This is a genomic window from Streptomyces sp. NPDC007808 (assembly GCF_042868655.1).
Lineage (GTDB): Bacteria > Actinomycetota > Actinomycetes > Streptomycetales > Streptomycetaceae > Streptomyces.
Map to the genome: position 1 here is coordinate 496,800 of NZ_JBIAEQ010000002.1, position 12,908 is coordinate 509,707.

Below are 12,908 nucleotides of genomic sequence, written 5' to 3' on the forward strand. Positions count from 1 at the left end.
TTTTCAGCGACGGAGGCAACACGCCGGTGAAGTCCCTCTTCGGCACCCTCGCCGACGGCACCGAGATCCACAGCTGGTCGCTGGCCAGCGGCGGCACCCGTATGAAGGTCCTCTCCTACGGCGGCATCGTGCAGTCCCTGGAGGTCCCGGACCGCCACGGCCGGCTCGCCAACGTCTGCCTGGGCTTCGACGCCATCGAGGACTACGTCGCCCGGAGCCCGTACTTCGGCGCCCTGATCGGCCGGTTCGGCAACCGCATCGGCAAGGGGCGGTTCACGCTCGACGGCGAGTCCCACCAGGTCGACGTCAACGACGGCGGGAACAGCCTGCACGGCGGCGCCGAGGGCTTCGACAGGCGCGTGTGGGACGTCGAGCCGTTCACCGAGGGCCCCGACGTCGGCCTGCACCTGTACTACACCTCCGTCGACGGCGAGATGGGCTACCCGGGCACGCTGAGGACGAAGGTGACGTACACCCTCACCGAGCACGGCGACTGGCGCATCGACTACGAGGCCACCACCGACAGGACCACGGTCGTCAACCTCACCAGCCATGTGTACTGGAACCTCGCCGGCGAGGGCAGCGGCACGATCGAGAACCACGAGCTGAAGATCGCCGGGTCCCGCTACACCCCCGTCGACGCGGGCCTCGTCCCCACCGGTGAGCCCGCCCCCGTCGCGGGCACCCCCTTCGACTTCCGCCGGACCAAGCGCATCGGCGAGGGCCTGCGCGAGGGCCACCCGCAGCTGCTGCACGCCAAGGGCATCGACCACAACTGGGTGCTGGACAAAGGCATCTCGCCGCGCCCCGAGTGGGTCGCCACGCTGAAGGACCCGTCCTCCGGCCGGACCCTGCGGTTGGCGACCACCGAGCCGGGCCTGCAGTTCTACTCGGGCAACTTCCTCGACGGCACCCTCGTCGGCCCGAGCGGACGCACCTACCGGCAGGGCGACGCGCTGTGCCTGGAGACGCAGCACTTCCCGGACTCGCCGAACCAGCCGACGTTCCCGTCGACCCTGCTGCGACCGGGGCAGACGTACCGGTCGACGACCGTCCACTCGTTCAGCTGCTGACGCCCCGGCGGCCGGCCCGCCGACGGATCTTCACCGGTGACACACAAGTCCTGTGCGATTTCCCAGGGGTTGAACAGTGTCACCCCAGCCTCCGTATGTACGGGTGGCCCGTGCTCCCCCGCGCGGGCCACCCAAAGACGACGGGCCCGGTCCTCGCCCCCACCGGGTTCGCCCCATACGGAGGTTCCATGGCCGACAACGTCACCTCGCTGTTCCGCAGCACCGCGGCGCACAGCCCGTCGATGGCGGCGCTGACGCGGGAGGGCGGCGACGGGGCCGGGCCGGTGGACTTCTGCATTCCGTGCAATCCGTACTTCCCGACGCCGGAGATGTTCCAGGACATGGCGGCCAGGCTGCGGGACATCATCACCTACTACCCGAGCAGTGCCGACACGATCACGGCCGAGCTGTGCAGCCTGCTCCAGCTCCCCCCGCAGTGCGTCGCGATGGGCAACGGCTCCACGGAACTGATCACCTGGATCGACCACCTGATGGTCCGTGAGTCGCTCGCCGTTCCCGTCCCCACCTTCGGCCGCTGGACCGACCAGCCGATGGAGACCGGCAAGCGGGTCGACATGTTCCCGCTCCAGGAGTCCAGCGGTTTCGCCCTGGATCTCGCGCAGTACGCCGAGTTCATCCGGGCCAGGGGCACCCGCGTGGCGGTGATCTGCAACCCCAACAACCCCGACGGGGGTTACCTCCACAAGCACGCGCTCGTGCAGTTCATGGACGCGATGGCCGACCTGGACCTGGTCGTCGTCGACGAGTCCTTCCTGGAGTTCGCCGACGCCGAGCAGGAGCCGTCGGTCGTCCAGGAGGCGATGCTGCGGCCGAACGTCATCGTGCTGCGCAGCCTCGGCAAGAACTTCGGTCTGCACGGCATCCGCTTCGGCTACCTGGTCGCCAACCCGGCCCTGGCCGGGATGGTCCGCTCGATGCTGCCGAAGTGGAACCTCAACGCCTTCGCCGAGCACGTGGTGTTCATGCTCAAGAACCACGGCGCCGAGTACGCGCAGAGCCTCCATCAGGTGCGCAAGGACCGCCTCGACATGGCGAGTCAGCTCTCCGCGCTGCCCGGTCTGACGGTCTACCCGTCCCAGGGCAACTTCCTCTTCGTGCGCCTCCCCGTCGGCGCCGAGGGCACGGTGGTCCGGGACCGGCTGCTCACCGAGCACCGGATCCTGGTCCGCGAGTGCGGAAACAAGATCGGTTCGTCCAGCCGCTTCCTGCGTCTCGTGGTGCGCCCCCAGGTGGACGTGCGTCGCCTGGTGTCCGGCCTGGAGCAGGTGCTCTACGGGACGTCCAGGAGGGGAGCCGCCGTACCCGAGCTGGGTACAGGATTCAACTACAGCTCGGGTACGGCGGCCGTGGACCGGTTGGTCAGCTCCACCAACGGCGCGGGTACACAGGGCCTCGCCGCTCAGGCCCTGGGGGGCGGGATGCCCGCGGCGCCCCAGCCGCAGGCGGCCCCGCAGAGCACCGGCATGCCCATGCCGGCGCCGGTCCCGGTGGCACCGGCCGCTGCCGCCGCCCCCGCCCCCGTCCCGGCCGCCCCCGTCCCTGCCCCTGCCCCTGCCCCTGCCCCTGCCGCTCCGGCGCCCGCCCCGGCACCGATTCCGGCCGCACCGATTCCTGCCGTCCCCACCCCCGCGCCGATGCCCTTCCCCTCGCCCGTGGCGCCGGCCGCGACGGTGGTGCCGCCCGGTCCCACGCCCCCGGGGGTCCCCGCACGCGGCGGGCTCACGGCCGCGCAGGTGCGGGGGACGACAGGGCCCGGTCTGGCACCGGCCCCGGCGACCGGCTGGCCGAACAGCCAGAGTTGGCCCAGCGCGGCGGGAGCCTGACCCGGCGTACCTCCAGGAGCCCCGGTCCGATTTCCCGACGATCTCCTGACACAGGGGAAACAGGCTGTCACCATGTGTGAATGCTGCTGACCGACAACCCGGTGAACGGCTCGGAGGGCGACCGCTTCGGTTTCCTCCCGCACGCCCGGGTCCTGTGCGACGCGATCAAGGCAACCCGCGACCTCCCCCTCAGCGTGGCCCTCTACGGCGCCTGGGGGACCGGCAAGTCCAGTTTCATGAACATCTGCCGCTCCCTGTTCGAAGAGCAGGACATACCGGTGGTCTCGTTCAACCCCTGGAAGTACGACCAGCGGGAGGAGATCTGGCACGCGCTGATCCAGACCATCCTGGACGAGATCGCCTCCAAGATCACCGAGAGCCCCGAGGCCGACCGGAGCACACGACTCCAGCACGCCCTCCACAAGGCCGCCACCCTGAGCCGTACCGCCGCCTGGCTGATGACCCGCAAGGCGGTGGTGCCGCTCAGCGGCGGTCTCGTCTCGACCAGTGACGCCGACGCGCTCAAGGAGGCCTGGGACGAGGGCAATCCTCTTGAGTACCGGCACGTCAACCAGTTCGAGCACGACTTCGCGGAGGTCGTCGAGGAGTTCACCGGAGGCGGGCGCCTGGTGATCCTCATCGACGACCTGGACCGCTGCACCCCCGAGGCCGCGACCACCGTCCTCGACTCGCTGAAACTCTTCCTCGGTGAGGCCTCGTGCGTGTTCGTCCTGGCCATGGACCAGCAGGTGATCGCCAAGGCCATGGCCCAACGGTTCGACAACGACGAGGAGATGGGCCGGCGTTACCTGGAGAAGCTGATCCAGTTCCCGTACCACCTGCCCCATGTGACCTTCGAGTCCATGTTCAGCCACCTGCGCGAGGAGGTCGTCGGCCTCGGCGACGACCCGGCGCTGTGGCAACTGATCCGCGTCGCCTACGGCCAGAACCCCCGCCGGGTACGCCGCTTCATCAACGCGCTCAACCTCACCGTCATCTCGCTGCGGCTGCACTCCGCGCCCAGTCGCGCGCGCATGCTGCACGCGGCGGTCCTGCTCACCATCCGGCTGCAGCACCCGGCGTTCTACACCATGGTCAACCGCAGCCCCGAGTCCTGGCAGCGCATGGACGAGGCCGCCAACGGGAACCCCAGCACCCTGCGTCAGGAGGAGCTGTTCATCTTCGAGCGCGACCGGGACCTCAAGGACCTCCTGTACGCCACCTCCAGCAGCCGTGTGGAGCTGGACTTCCCACCACCGCCGGGGAAGACCGAGATCGAAACCCTGACCGAGGTGCTGAGCGTGACCAGCGGCGGGGCGACCGATCCCGGTCCCGACGACGCCCCGGTGCGCGGGACGAGCCCATGGTGAACACCGCCCCCGACGGCCTGGTGATCGGGCTCGACCTCGGCGACGGCGAGACCACCCTCGCCTGGACCACCCGCGACGGCGGGGGCGACATCCAGGTCTTCCAGCGCCGGACCACCGGAGAGCGCGGCGTGCTCACCGCCATGGCCCGAGCCGCCACCGACCGGCGTCGCCTGCTCGGAGAGGAGGCGGTCTACGCGGCGGGCGCCGCCGAGTTCAGCCTGAACTTCAAGCAGGCACCGAAGCCCAGGGGATTCGAGATCCCGGAGGCGGTGCTGTTCGTCCAGGCGCTGCTGGCGGAGTTCCTCGCGGACCGGGCGGACGACACCGGCGGAACGGACGGCACCAACGAAACGGACGACACCGACGAAACGGAGGAGCCTGACCGGACGGACCAGGCCGCCGAGCCCATGATGGTCGTCGGCCACCCCGCCGGCTGGAGCCCGGCGGTGGTCGACGCCTACGCGGGGTTCCTGCGCATGCCCGGGATCAACACCCGGCTGCTGCCGGAGTCACAAGCGGCGCTCGTCCATGTTCGTCGCCCGGACTCCGCCGCGGACCGGAGCATGGCCGAACAGCCGCCGCCCGAGCGGGTCCTCGTGGTCGACATCGGTTCCTCGACCACCGACTTCACCCTCATCACCGACAGGGAGCCCCGCAGCCTCCCCCTGGGGGCGGACTTCGGCTGCCGCCGGATCGACTTCCAGGTCGCCGACCTGGTCACCGAGCGGCTCCGCGGCAACGAGATCCTCGGGGAGGCGCTCGCGGCGGACGGCGGCCGGGAGTTCCTGCTGCTGGCCTGCCGCCGCGCGAAGGAGGCGCAGTTCACCGGCGCGCAGGCCGAGATCATCAACCAGCCCGTCAACCCGCGTTTCCTGCCGATCGTCGAGCTGGCCTGGGGATGGCTGCGCGCCCTGGAGATCCCCGCCCTGGTGGCGGCCCCCGGCGGCTGGGCCGAGGAGTTCCGCGCCCTGCTGGCGCAGGCACGCGGCATGGCGGGGGACGAGGGCCCCGACCAGGTGGTGCTCACCGGGGGCGGCTCCCGTATGCCGTTCACCAGGCGGCTCTGCGCCGAGGTCTTCCCCGACGCGGTGGTGCACAACGACCCGGAGCCCGCCTTCTCGGTGGCCCGGGGCCTGGCTCTGGCCGGTTACACGGAGCTGCGCCTGGAGCGGTTCCGGGCGGCACTGGACGCGCTGCTGGACGAGCCGGAGCTGGAGGAGTTGTCCAGGGAGCACATCGCGGACGGTTTCGCGGAGCTTCAGCGGAGCTTGGCCCGGGCGGTACGCACCATGCGGGATGCCCCTGGCAGCGACGAGGCACGGGCACGCAGTCTCGTCGAGGGCGAGGGCGAACCCCTGGCCGTCGGAGAGCTGCGGACAGCCCTGAACGAGCGCCTGGGTGAGCGGGTCAGCTCCCTCTGCCGGGAGCACGGGGTACCCCACGACGCCCTGGACCTGAAGTTCCAGCTGCCGCTCAGCGTCGCCGAGACCCTGACCGAGCGTCTGGTGGACTACGTGAAGAGCAAGAACACCCTCCGCTCGGGACGGGCCGGCTGGGCGGTCTCCCAGCAGCGAAGGATGATCGAGCAGCAGAACCGCGGTCCCCTGCAGCCCGGTCGGCCCGGCAATCCCTACGTGGAGATGGCACGGGTGGCGTGGCAGTGGGGTGGGCCGGCGATCCTGGAGGCCGCGGACCGGTGGACCGTACGCAAGATGGTCAAGGACATCGAGGCGCTCTCCCTCGACGAGGGGAAGGTCGACGAGTTGGTGGAGAAGATCCGCGCGCACATCCGTGACCAGTTGCTGGGGCGCCTGACCGAGATCGAGAAGCTGATCTTCTGACAGGCGCCCCGGGCCGTCGCGTCGGTGCCGGAGGCTAGGCCGGGTTGAGACGCCACTGCTGGCAGGCGTTGTTCAACCAGGTCCACTGACGTACGTCGGCCCCGTCCGCCGTGCCGCAGTTCGCCACGTCCGCCACCTTGCCCGTCGCCTTGTTGACGATGCGGACGTAGCCGGCGTCGGTGGCCACGAACTGGAAGCGTTGGCAGGTGTTGTTCAGCCACGACCACTGGCGCAGGTCGGCACCGTCGGCGGACGAGCAGTCGGCGGTGTCGAGGACCTTGCCGGTGGCCACGTTGACCAGGCGATGGGTGTCGTCGCCGAGGTCTTCGAGCCGCCACTTCTGGTTGTTGCCGCCGCTGCACGCCCACTGGTGGACATCGGTGCCGTCGGCCGTCGACCCCCCGGCCACGTCGAGGCACTTGCCGCTGTTGCGGTTGGTGACGGTGTAGGTCGTGGAAGCGGACGCCGGCTCACCCGACGGGCCGGTCATGCTCGCGCCCAGCCGGACCGGGGTGCCGAAGTCGGGCGTGCCGTCGGAGTTCCAGGTGAACTTCTGCGCCCGGGTCGTACGGCCGTTGTCGCAGCCCTCCGAGGCGGAGTCGTTGGCGTGGTAGACGATCCAGTTCTCGCGCCCGTCCGGTGAGGTGAAGAAGCCGTTGTGACCGGGCCCGTACACCCCGTTCGCGTCGTTGCGCTGGAAGACCGGCGTGGACTTCTTCGTCCAGGAGGAGGCGGAGAGGGGGTTGGAGCCGGTCAGCTCCAGTTGTCCCAGCTTGTAGTCGGGTGTCCAGCAGCCGCTCGCGGAGTAGACGAGGAAGGTGCGTCCGTTGCGTTGCAGCACCTCGGCGCCCTCGTTCACGGTGCCGCCCTGCCGTTCCCAGGCGTACGTCGGGCGCGAGATCGTCGAGTAGGCACCGCTGACGGTGTACGGGTTGGACATCGGCGCGATGACGAGGTTCTGCGTGCCCTCGGTGATCGCGCTGCCCAGCATGTACAGCCTGCCGCCCACGTTCAGCACGCTCGGGTCGAGCATCCACGCGTTGCTGAGCTGTCCCTTGTAGGTGTACGGCCCCATCGGGTCGGAGCCGGCGCTCTCCAGCACATGGCTGCGCTGCGTCGGGTTGTAGTCGGCGACGTTCTGCCCGGCGACGTAGTACAGGTACCAGCGCCCGTTGAGGAAGTGCAGCTCGGGCGCCCAGATGTTGCAGCACCGCGAGGCCGCGTCGCCCTTCCACACCTGCACGCTGGGGGCGGTGGAGAGCCCGGCGAGGGTGGCGGACTTGCGGATGGTGATGACGTCCGTCCAACTTGTCGTCACGAGGTAGTAGTTGCCGTCGTGGTACGAGATCCAGGGGTCGGCGCCCTTGACGGACTTGACCGGGTTGGCGAACGAGGCGGCGCTCGCGGACGGCTGACCGAGGCCGATCGCGAGCAGCAGTGCCGCCAGCAGGGTCAGTATGCGACGGGCCATCCGCTGCTCCAGTTCAGAGGGTTGACGCCCGGCTTGGGCGTGCCGTTGGCGGTGCGGTCGTAGTAGGGGTGCAGTGGGGGCGACGACCTGATCGATATTTCGGACGGTGCTCGCATGCCCGAACGGACCGTAGAGTCCAACCACGTGCGCGTCAATGGTTTGCACAGCCGCTTCCGCCCCGAGCCCTCACCGACGAGCGTCGACGAGTGACAGCCACCGCGGCAGGTCCACCTCCGCGCGGACGGTCTTCCCGGGCGGCGCCTCCCGGTCCACCACCTCCCACCGGTCGGCCATCGCCTCGACGAGGAGGAGACCCCGGCCGTGTTCGTCGAGAGGGCGCGGCGGCCGTACGTCGCCGGGCTTCGGGGGGCGCTCCTCGGTACGGGTGTCACTGACCTCGACGCGGATGCCGCCCGTGGGCAGGGAGAGCCGCAGCTCGAAGTCCCGCCCGGGTACCCGGCCATGGGTCACGGCGTTGGCCGCCAGCTCGGCGACGATCACGGCAACGGACTCGGCGGCCTCGCTGCCGTGCGGGACGCCCCAGACGTGGAGCTGATTCAGGGCGAGGTGCCGGGCCAGACGGGCGCCGCGCGGGGTGGCACTGAAGCGCTGGCAGAACACACGTACGGTGACCGGCGGTTGGGGGGTGCGGGGTGCGGGCATGGCCCCAATCTGGCGGGCCGAAGCGGCAGTTCACCAGGTGAGCGCCGCGTACGCTGCGGCAGCGTACATGGTGACGGGGTGGACAGTACTCGTCACCAACCGTGACCATGAGCGCGGGAGGTGACCGACTGTGGTCGATGGTGCGGTAGGGACGAGCGCGGGTGCGGGTGGCGAGCCGGAGTCGTCGGACAGCCTGCGGACGTTCGGGGCGGTCGTGCAGGCCCTGCGGGAGCATGCGGGACTGAGCCGGGAGGAGTTCGGGGACCGGGTGGGGCTGTCCAAGCACATGGTGGCGTCGGTGGAGCTGGGTCGGCGGATGCCGGATCCGAGGTTCGCCGAGCGGGCGGAGGGGGTCCTGGGGAACACGGGGGCGCTGCAGAAGGCGGCGCAGCATCTGGCTCGGCAGCCGGGGTTGGCGGCCTGGTTTCGGCGGTGGGCGCGGTTGGAGGCTACGGCGATCACGCTGTACACGTACGAATGCCGCCTGATTCCAGGGCTGTTGCAGACGGAGGCGTACGCGCGGACGCTGTTCACGAACCAGCTCCCGCCATTGAGCGACGAGCAGATCGAGGCGCAGTGGATCGCGCGGGCGGAACGGCAACGGCTGCTTCGGGAGCGGCCGAACACGGCGTTCGGGTTCATTCTGGAGGAGCTACCTGTTCCGGCGGCGCACAGGCGGGGTGGAGGTCACGAGGGAACTCATCGAGCACGTTCTGAAGATCGCTCAACTGCGGAACGTGGACGTCCAGATCATGCCGACCGAGCAGGAGACACACGCTGGGCTCGACGGGCCCATGCGACTGCTGGAGACCCCGGAGAACACGTGGTTCGCCTACTGCGAGGGACAGGAAAGCGGCCAGTTCATCGGTGACCCAAAGGTGGTCAGCATGCTCCAGATGCGGTATGTCAGGATGCGCTCACAGGCTCTCACTCTCACAGACTCCATGAGCCTGTTGCAGCGGATGCGAGGAGACCTATGAGCACTGCCGAACTGGCCTGGTTCAAGAGCAGCTACAGCGGCGGGTCCGGGGACGACTGCGTCGAGGTGGCCCTCACCCCCGCCACTGTCCACGTTCGTGACTCCAAGGCCCCGAATGCACGCCGAATGGCGCTTTCCCCCGAATCCTGGCATGCGTTCGTCTCTCACTGCACCACCATACGGAACGCGATGTCGGCATAACGCCACGGAGAAAGCGAGCGGGCCCCGGAATCCAATTCCGGGGCCCGTTGCGCGTCCTGCGTCAGTGGCTGGCGGCGGCGTGCGCGTGCAGGCCGAGCGCGACGCCCTCGGGCGAGACCGCGGCGAACACGTCGGCGCAGGCGACCGCGTTCAGGGACTCGGAGAGACCGCTGGTCAGGTTGCCCGCCAGGCCGGCGGAGGCACCGCCCGCCTGACCGCCGGAGACCTGGTCCAGGGCGGCGTCGGTCAGCTCAGCCGTTTCGACCTGCGGGGTGAAGTTCATAACCTGCGGTTCCCTTCGAGTGAACATTCTTCACGGCCGCGGGTGCCCGAATTCCCATTCCGGGACGGGTTCCCCCACGTGCCGTTGCGCAGGATCAAAGCACGCCCAGAAGGAGACGGCCAATCAATCCGCCCGGGTGCAGGGCGAATTCAGGAGATCGACTTCACCCCTATGACCACCGGGTCACCGAATGCGCCAACTTCTTCACAGGACCTGTCGTCCTGTCGCGAGCCTGGCTCTTGCGGCCCCGGTTCCGGACGGGCGGACGGGCCCCGGCACGACCTCCCGGTGCCGCGGTGTGGACATTTGCCGGAGGTTTGGATCCGGGCCCCGATCACGGCAGGTGACCGGGGCCCGGGGCGCCGGCGGAGCCGCGTGCCGGTGCGCCTACTTGCCCGGGCACTCCTTCCACGCCAGGTGGTACACCGTGCTGATGTCACCGTCCGTCGAGTCCATGGTCATGAAGCTGACCTTGCTCGGCGAGGACGAGCCGAGGTTCACCCGCAGTTCGGTGTTGATGTTGAAGTTGCGCTGGACTCCGCAGGGCGCCCAGACCAGTTGGGCCCAGTCGGTGCTGTCGGTGGCCTGCCAGTTGTCGTTGAGGGGGCCGCTGAAGGGGTGGCTGCGGAACTGCGTGTTCGGGGAGCCCTGGAAGTAGTACGAGGCTCTCTGCATGGCGCTCGCGCCGGGCTGGAGTGCGGCGAAACCGCGGTAGTCGGCGCTGGCGATGGCGTACGTGAAGCCCTGCGGGACGTGGACGACCAGATTCAGCTGGCAGTTCTTACGGAAGTCCGTGGGATCCGCGTTGCCGCCGACCTTGGCGAGGTAGTCGCTGTAGGTCACGGTGAAGGCGGTGTTGTCCTCGGACACGGCGACGGCCGTGGTGCCCTGGGGGCAGCCGGAGCCGTTGACCGTGGCGACCTTGATGACGATCTTGTCCGGCGGCGGGTTGTCGAACGCGGGGGCCGCCTGTGCGGGCAGCGCCCCGGTGAGCAGGGCGGCCAGCGCGCCTCCGCTCAGCAGGAGGCGCAGGAGTCCACGTGCCATGGAGCTCTCCTAGGGTCGGGGGGTGGCTGTGCCCCGACCCCTTCCACCCTGTTGAATCCTTGAAGAAAGGGTGAGGTTTCTGTGAAGGCCGGAGGCGTTCGCATCGTAGGGAGCCGCGTGGGGGTCAGCCAGGGCGAAGTCCAGCCATTTACAACCGAGTTGAGCGGGCAACGACGGCAGGGCCCCGAGCAGAGCGCTGCTTCGGGGCCCGGTACGGACATGTCCGTCAGCCCAGCCGGATCACGTTCCAGGAGAGCGGTTCCAGTACGGCGGTGAGACGGCCGTCCGCCAGCGCCGTGCCCTCGACCCGGTGCGGCATGACCCGCTCGGGGTCGTCGAGGGTGTTGCGGGCGTCCGGGTCGGCGTCGGCGAGGGCACTGTGCTCGACGACCCGCGTCAGGTCGAGGCCGTTCAGGGTGACGTCGAGCGGAAGGTCTTCGGTGCGGCTGCGGTTGACCGCGAAGACGGTGACGGTGCCGTCCTGCGCGCGTACGGCGGTGGCGTGCAGCAGGTCGGTCTCGCCGTACTTCTTCGTCTCGTACGTCGGGGAGTCCACGCGGACGTCCAGGACCTGGCCGCGGCCGTACCTCGATGCCTGCGCGAAGGGGAAGAAGGTGGTCTGCCGCCAGGCCGGTCCGCCCGGCTCGGTCATGATCGGCGCGATGACGTTGACGAGCTGGGCCAGGCAGGCGACGGTGACGCGGTCCGCGTGCCGCAGCAGTGCGACGAGGAGCGAGCCGAAGACGACCGCGTCCAGGACGCTGTAGTTGTCCTCCAGCAGGCGCGGGGCCTCGGGCCAGTCGTCCTGCTCGAAGGTCTTGGCGCGTGCTTCCCACTCCGGCAGGTACCAGACGTTCCACTCGTCGAAGGAGAGGTTGATCCGCTTCTTCGACTTCAGCCGGGCGCCCACGTGGTCGGCGGTCGCGACGACGTTGTCGATGAAGGACTCCATGTCCACGGCGGAGGCGAGGAAGGAGTCGACGTCGCCGTTCTCGGGCCAGTAGTAGGCGTGCAGCGAAATGTAGTCGACGAGGTCGTACGTCTCCTCCAGGACCGTCGCCTCCCATTCGGCGAAGGTCGGCATGGACTGGCTGGAGGAACCGCACGCGACGAGTTCGACACCGGGGTCCATCTGACGCATGGCCCGCGCGGTCTCCGCGGCCACCCGGCCGTACTCCTCGGCCGTCTTGTGGCCGGTCTGCCAGGGGCCGTCCATCTCGTTGCCGAGGCACCAGAGCCTGATGCCGAACGGGTCCTTGTCGCCGTGGGAGACGCGGAGGTCGGACAGCGCGGTGCCCTCGGTGTGGTTGGCGTACTCCTGCAGTTCGAGAGCCTCGGCCACGCCGCGGGTGCCGAGGTTGACGGCCATCATCGGCTCGGCCTGGGGGCCGATCTTGCGCAGGAAGTCGATGTACTCCGAGAGGCCGAAACGGTTCGTCTCCGTGGAGTGCCAGGCGAGATCGAGGCGGCGGGGCCGCTCGGCCGCGGGGCCGACGGAGTCCTCCCACTTGTAGCCCGAGACGAAGTTGCCGCCGGGGTAGCGGACCGCTGTGACGCCGAGTTGCCGGACCAGCTCCAGGACGTCCTGACGCAGGCCCTTGTCGTCGGCCGTGGGGTGGTCGGGTTCGAAGACGCCGGTGTAGACGCAGCGGCCGAGGTGCTCCACGAAGCTGCCGAAGAGCCGTGGGTTGACCTCGCCGACGGTGAAGGCGGGGTCGAGGGTGAAGCGGGCGGTGTGCATGGTCGCCTTTCGGGGTGGGTGGTTCGGGTGCGGTGGCGGCTGCGGGGGTTCGGGTGCGGTGGCGGCTGCAGTGGTTCGGGTTCGATGGCGGCTGCGGGGTGCGGCGCCGGTCGCGCCCCACGCGACCCAGCCGCATGTCGACACGGCCGCGCGCCGTGACGGGCGATCGGCCGGCCGCCCTATGTCCGGCGCAGGATGTTCGTGCCCGGCTTCGAGGTGCTGTCGTCCTCCGCGTCGTAGCAGTGGCAGGCCGGCACGTCCCCGCCCCGGCCCCGGAAGAGCGACCGCCCGCCTGTGCCGAGGGAGCGGCCGCGTTCCCCGGCGGTGGCCGGAAGTTGTCTGCGATTCCGGCCGGGTCGCCCCATTCCCCACCCTCATCGTTCGAAATATCGGAT

The 12,908-nt window shown here is 69.6% G+C and carries 10 protein-coding genes and 2 pseudogenes; 6 read left to right on the forward strand and 6 right to left on the reverse strand.

All coding sequences use genetic code 11. From position 1 onward, the window contains the following. Nucleotides 1–11: 11 nt before the first annotated feature. From ACFYNL_RS08505 to ACFYNL_RS08520, 4 genes and pseudogenes are all read left to right on the forward strand, one after another. Nucleotides 12–1,073, forward strand: a pseudogene (locus ACFYNL_RS08505) (aldose epimerase family protein); the annotation flags it as partial. A gap of 188 nt (nucleotides 1,074–1,261) precedes the next feature. Next, a complete protein-coding gene (locus ACFYNL_RS08510) occupies nucleotides 1,262–2,917 on the forward strand; it encodes a pyridoxal phosphate-dependent aminotransferase (RefSeq protein WP_388798701.1) in 1,656 nt (551 codons plus the stop codon). An 80-nt stretch (nucleotides 2,918–2,997) separates the two neighbouring features. Then, entirely contained in the window at nucleotides 2,998–4,287 is a 1,290-nt protein-coding gene (locus tag ACFYNL_RS08515) for a P-loop NTPase fold protein (protein ID WP_388798704.1), read from the forward strand. Continuing rightward, complete coding sequence (locus ACFYNL_RS08520; protein ID WP_388798707.1) at nucleotides 4,281–6,128, forward strand: Hsp70 family protein; 1,848 nt, start codon at nucleotides 4,281–4,283, stop codon at nucleotides 6,126–6,128. Before ACFYNL_RS08515 ends, ACFYNL_RS08520 begins: the two co-directional genes overlap by 7 nt. A gap of 34 nt (nucleotides 6,129–6,162) precedes the next feature. Here the strand turns inward: ACFYNL_RS08520 and ACFYNL_RS08525 are convergent, their stop codons facing one another. The 3 genes from ACFYNL_RS08525 to ACFYNL_RS08535 form a co-directional block, all read right to left on the reverse strand. Next, on the reverse strand, nucleotides 6,163–7,599 hold the full coding sequence (locus ACFYNL_RS08525) for a family 43 glycosylhydrolase (protein ID WP_388798710.1): 1,437 nt from the start codon (nucleotides 7,597–7,599) through the stop codon (nucleotides 6,163–6,165). Continuing rightward, nucleotides 7,581–7,715 carry a hypothetical protein gene (locus ACFYNL_RS08530; protein WP_388800661.1) on the reverse strand — a complete coding sequence of 45 codons (135 nt, stop codon included), beginning with the start codon at nucleotides 7,713–7,715 and terminating at the stop codon, nucleotides 7,581–7,583. The genes ACFYNL_RS08525 and ACFYNL_RS08530 overlap by 19 nt, the downstream gene beginning before the upstream one ends. A gap of 70 nt (nucleotides 7,716–7,785) precedes the next feature. Further along, the gene (locus tag ACFYNL_RS08535) at nucleotides 7,786–8,262 is read right to left on the reverse strand and encodes an ATP-binding protein (RefSeq protein ID WP_388798713.1); all 477 of its coding nucleotides are present in this window, start codon (nucleotides 8,260–8,262) and stop codon (nucleotides 7,786–7,788) included. A 130-nt stretch (nucleotides 8,263–8,392) separates the two neighbouring features. Here ACFYNL_RS08535 and ACFYNL_RS08540 point away from each other — a divergent pair. Beyond that, nucleotides 8,393–9,242: pseudogene (locus tag ACFYNL_RS08540) on the forward strand (Scr1 family TA system antitoxin-like transcriptional regulator). Next, a complete protein-coding gene (locus ACFYNL_RS08545; RefSeq protein WP_388798716.1) occupies nucleotides 9,239–9,442 on the forward strand; it encodes a DUF397 domain-containing protein in 204 nt (67 codons plus the stop codon). Before ACFYNL_RS08540 ends, ACFYNL_RS08545 begins: the two are co-directional and overlap by 4 nt. Before the next feature lie 61 nt (nucleotides 9,443–9,503). On the opposite strand, the gene ACFYNL_RS08550 is transcribed toward ACFYNL_RS08545, so the two are convergent. From ACFYNL_RS08550 to ACFYNL_RS08560, 3 genes are all read right to left on the reverse strand, one after another. After that, nucleotides 9,504–9,725 (reverse strand): hypothetical protein, encoded by a 222-nt coding sequence (locus tag ACFYNL_RS08550; RefSeq protein WP_388798719.1) that lies wholly within the window; start codon nucleotides 9,723–9,725, stop codon nucleotides 9,504–9,506. Between the two features lie 387 nt (nucleotides 9,726–10,112). Beyond that, entirely contained in the window at nucleotides 10,113–10,772 is a 660-nt protein-coding gene (locus ACFYNL_RS08555; RefSeq protein ID WP_388798722.1) for a DUF4360 domain-containing protein, read from the reverse strand. Nucleotides 10,773–10,998: 226 nt separating this feature from the next. Continuing rightward, nucleotides 10,999–12,513 carry an alpha-N-arabinofuranosidase gene (locus ACFYNL_RS08560; protein ID WP_388798725.1) on the reverse strand — a complete coding sequence of 505 codons (1,515 nt, stop codon included), beginning with the start codon at nucleotides 12,511–12,513 and terminating at the stop codon, nucleotides 10,999–11,001. Nucleotides 12,514–12,908 lie beyond the last annotated feature (395 nt).

Coding starts and splice junctions, on each gene's coding strand:
- ACFYNL_RS08530 (WP_388800661.1), bottom strand. CDS start 7,715: ATGCGAGCACCGTCCGAAATATCGATCAGGTCGTCGCCCCCACTGCAC.
- ACFYNL_RS08555 (WP_388798722.1), bottom strand. CDS start 10,772: ATGGCACGTGGACTCCTGCGCCTCCTGCTGAGCGGAGGCGCGCTGGCC.
- ACFYNL_RS08550 (WP_388798719.1), bottom strand. CDS start 9,725: ATGAACTTCACCCCGCAGGTCGAAACGGCTGAGCTGACCGACGCCGCC.
- ACFYNL_RS08560 (WP_388798725.1), bottom strand. CDS start 12,513: ATGCACACCGCCCGCTTCACCCTCGACCCCGCCTTCACCGTCGGCGAG.
- ACFYNL_RS08520 (WP_388798707.1), top strand. CDS start 4,281: ATGGTGAACACCGCCCCCGACGGCCTGGTGATCGGGCTCGACCTCGGC.
- ACFYNL_RS08535 (WP_388798713.1), bottom strand. CDS start 8,262: ATGCCCGCACCCCGCACCCCCCAACCGCCGGTCACCGTACGTGTGTTC.
- ACFYNL_RS08510 (WP_388798701.1), top strand. CDS start 1,262: ATGGCCGACAACGTCACCTCGCTGTTCCGCAGCACCGCGGCGCACAGC.
- ACFYNL_RS08525 (WP_388798710.1), bottom strand. CDS start 7,599: ATGGCCCGTCGCATACTGACCCTGCTGGCGGCACTGCTGCTCGCGATC.
- ACFYNL_RS08545 (WP_388798716.1), top strand. CDS start 9,239: ATGAGCACTGCCGAACTGGCCTGGTTCAAGAGCAGCTACAGCGGCGGG.
- ACFYNL_RS08515 (WP_388798704.1), top strand. CDS start 2,998: ATGCTGCTGACCGACAACCCGGTGAACGGCTCGGAGGGCGACCGCTTC.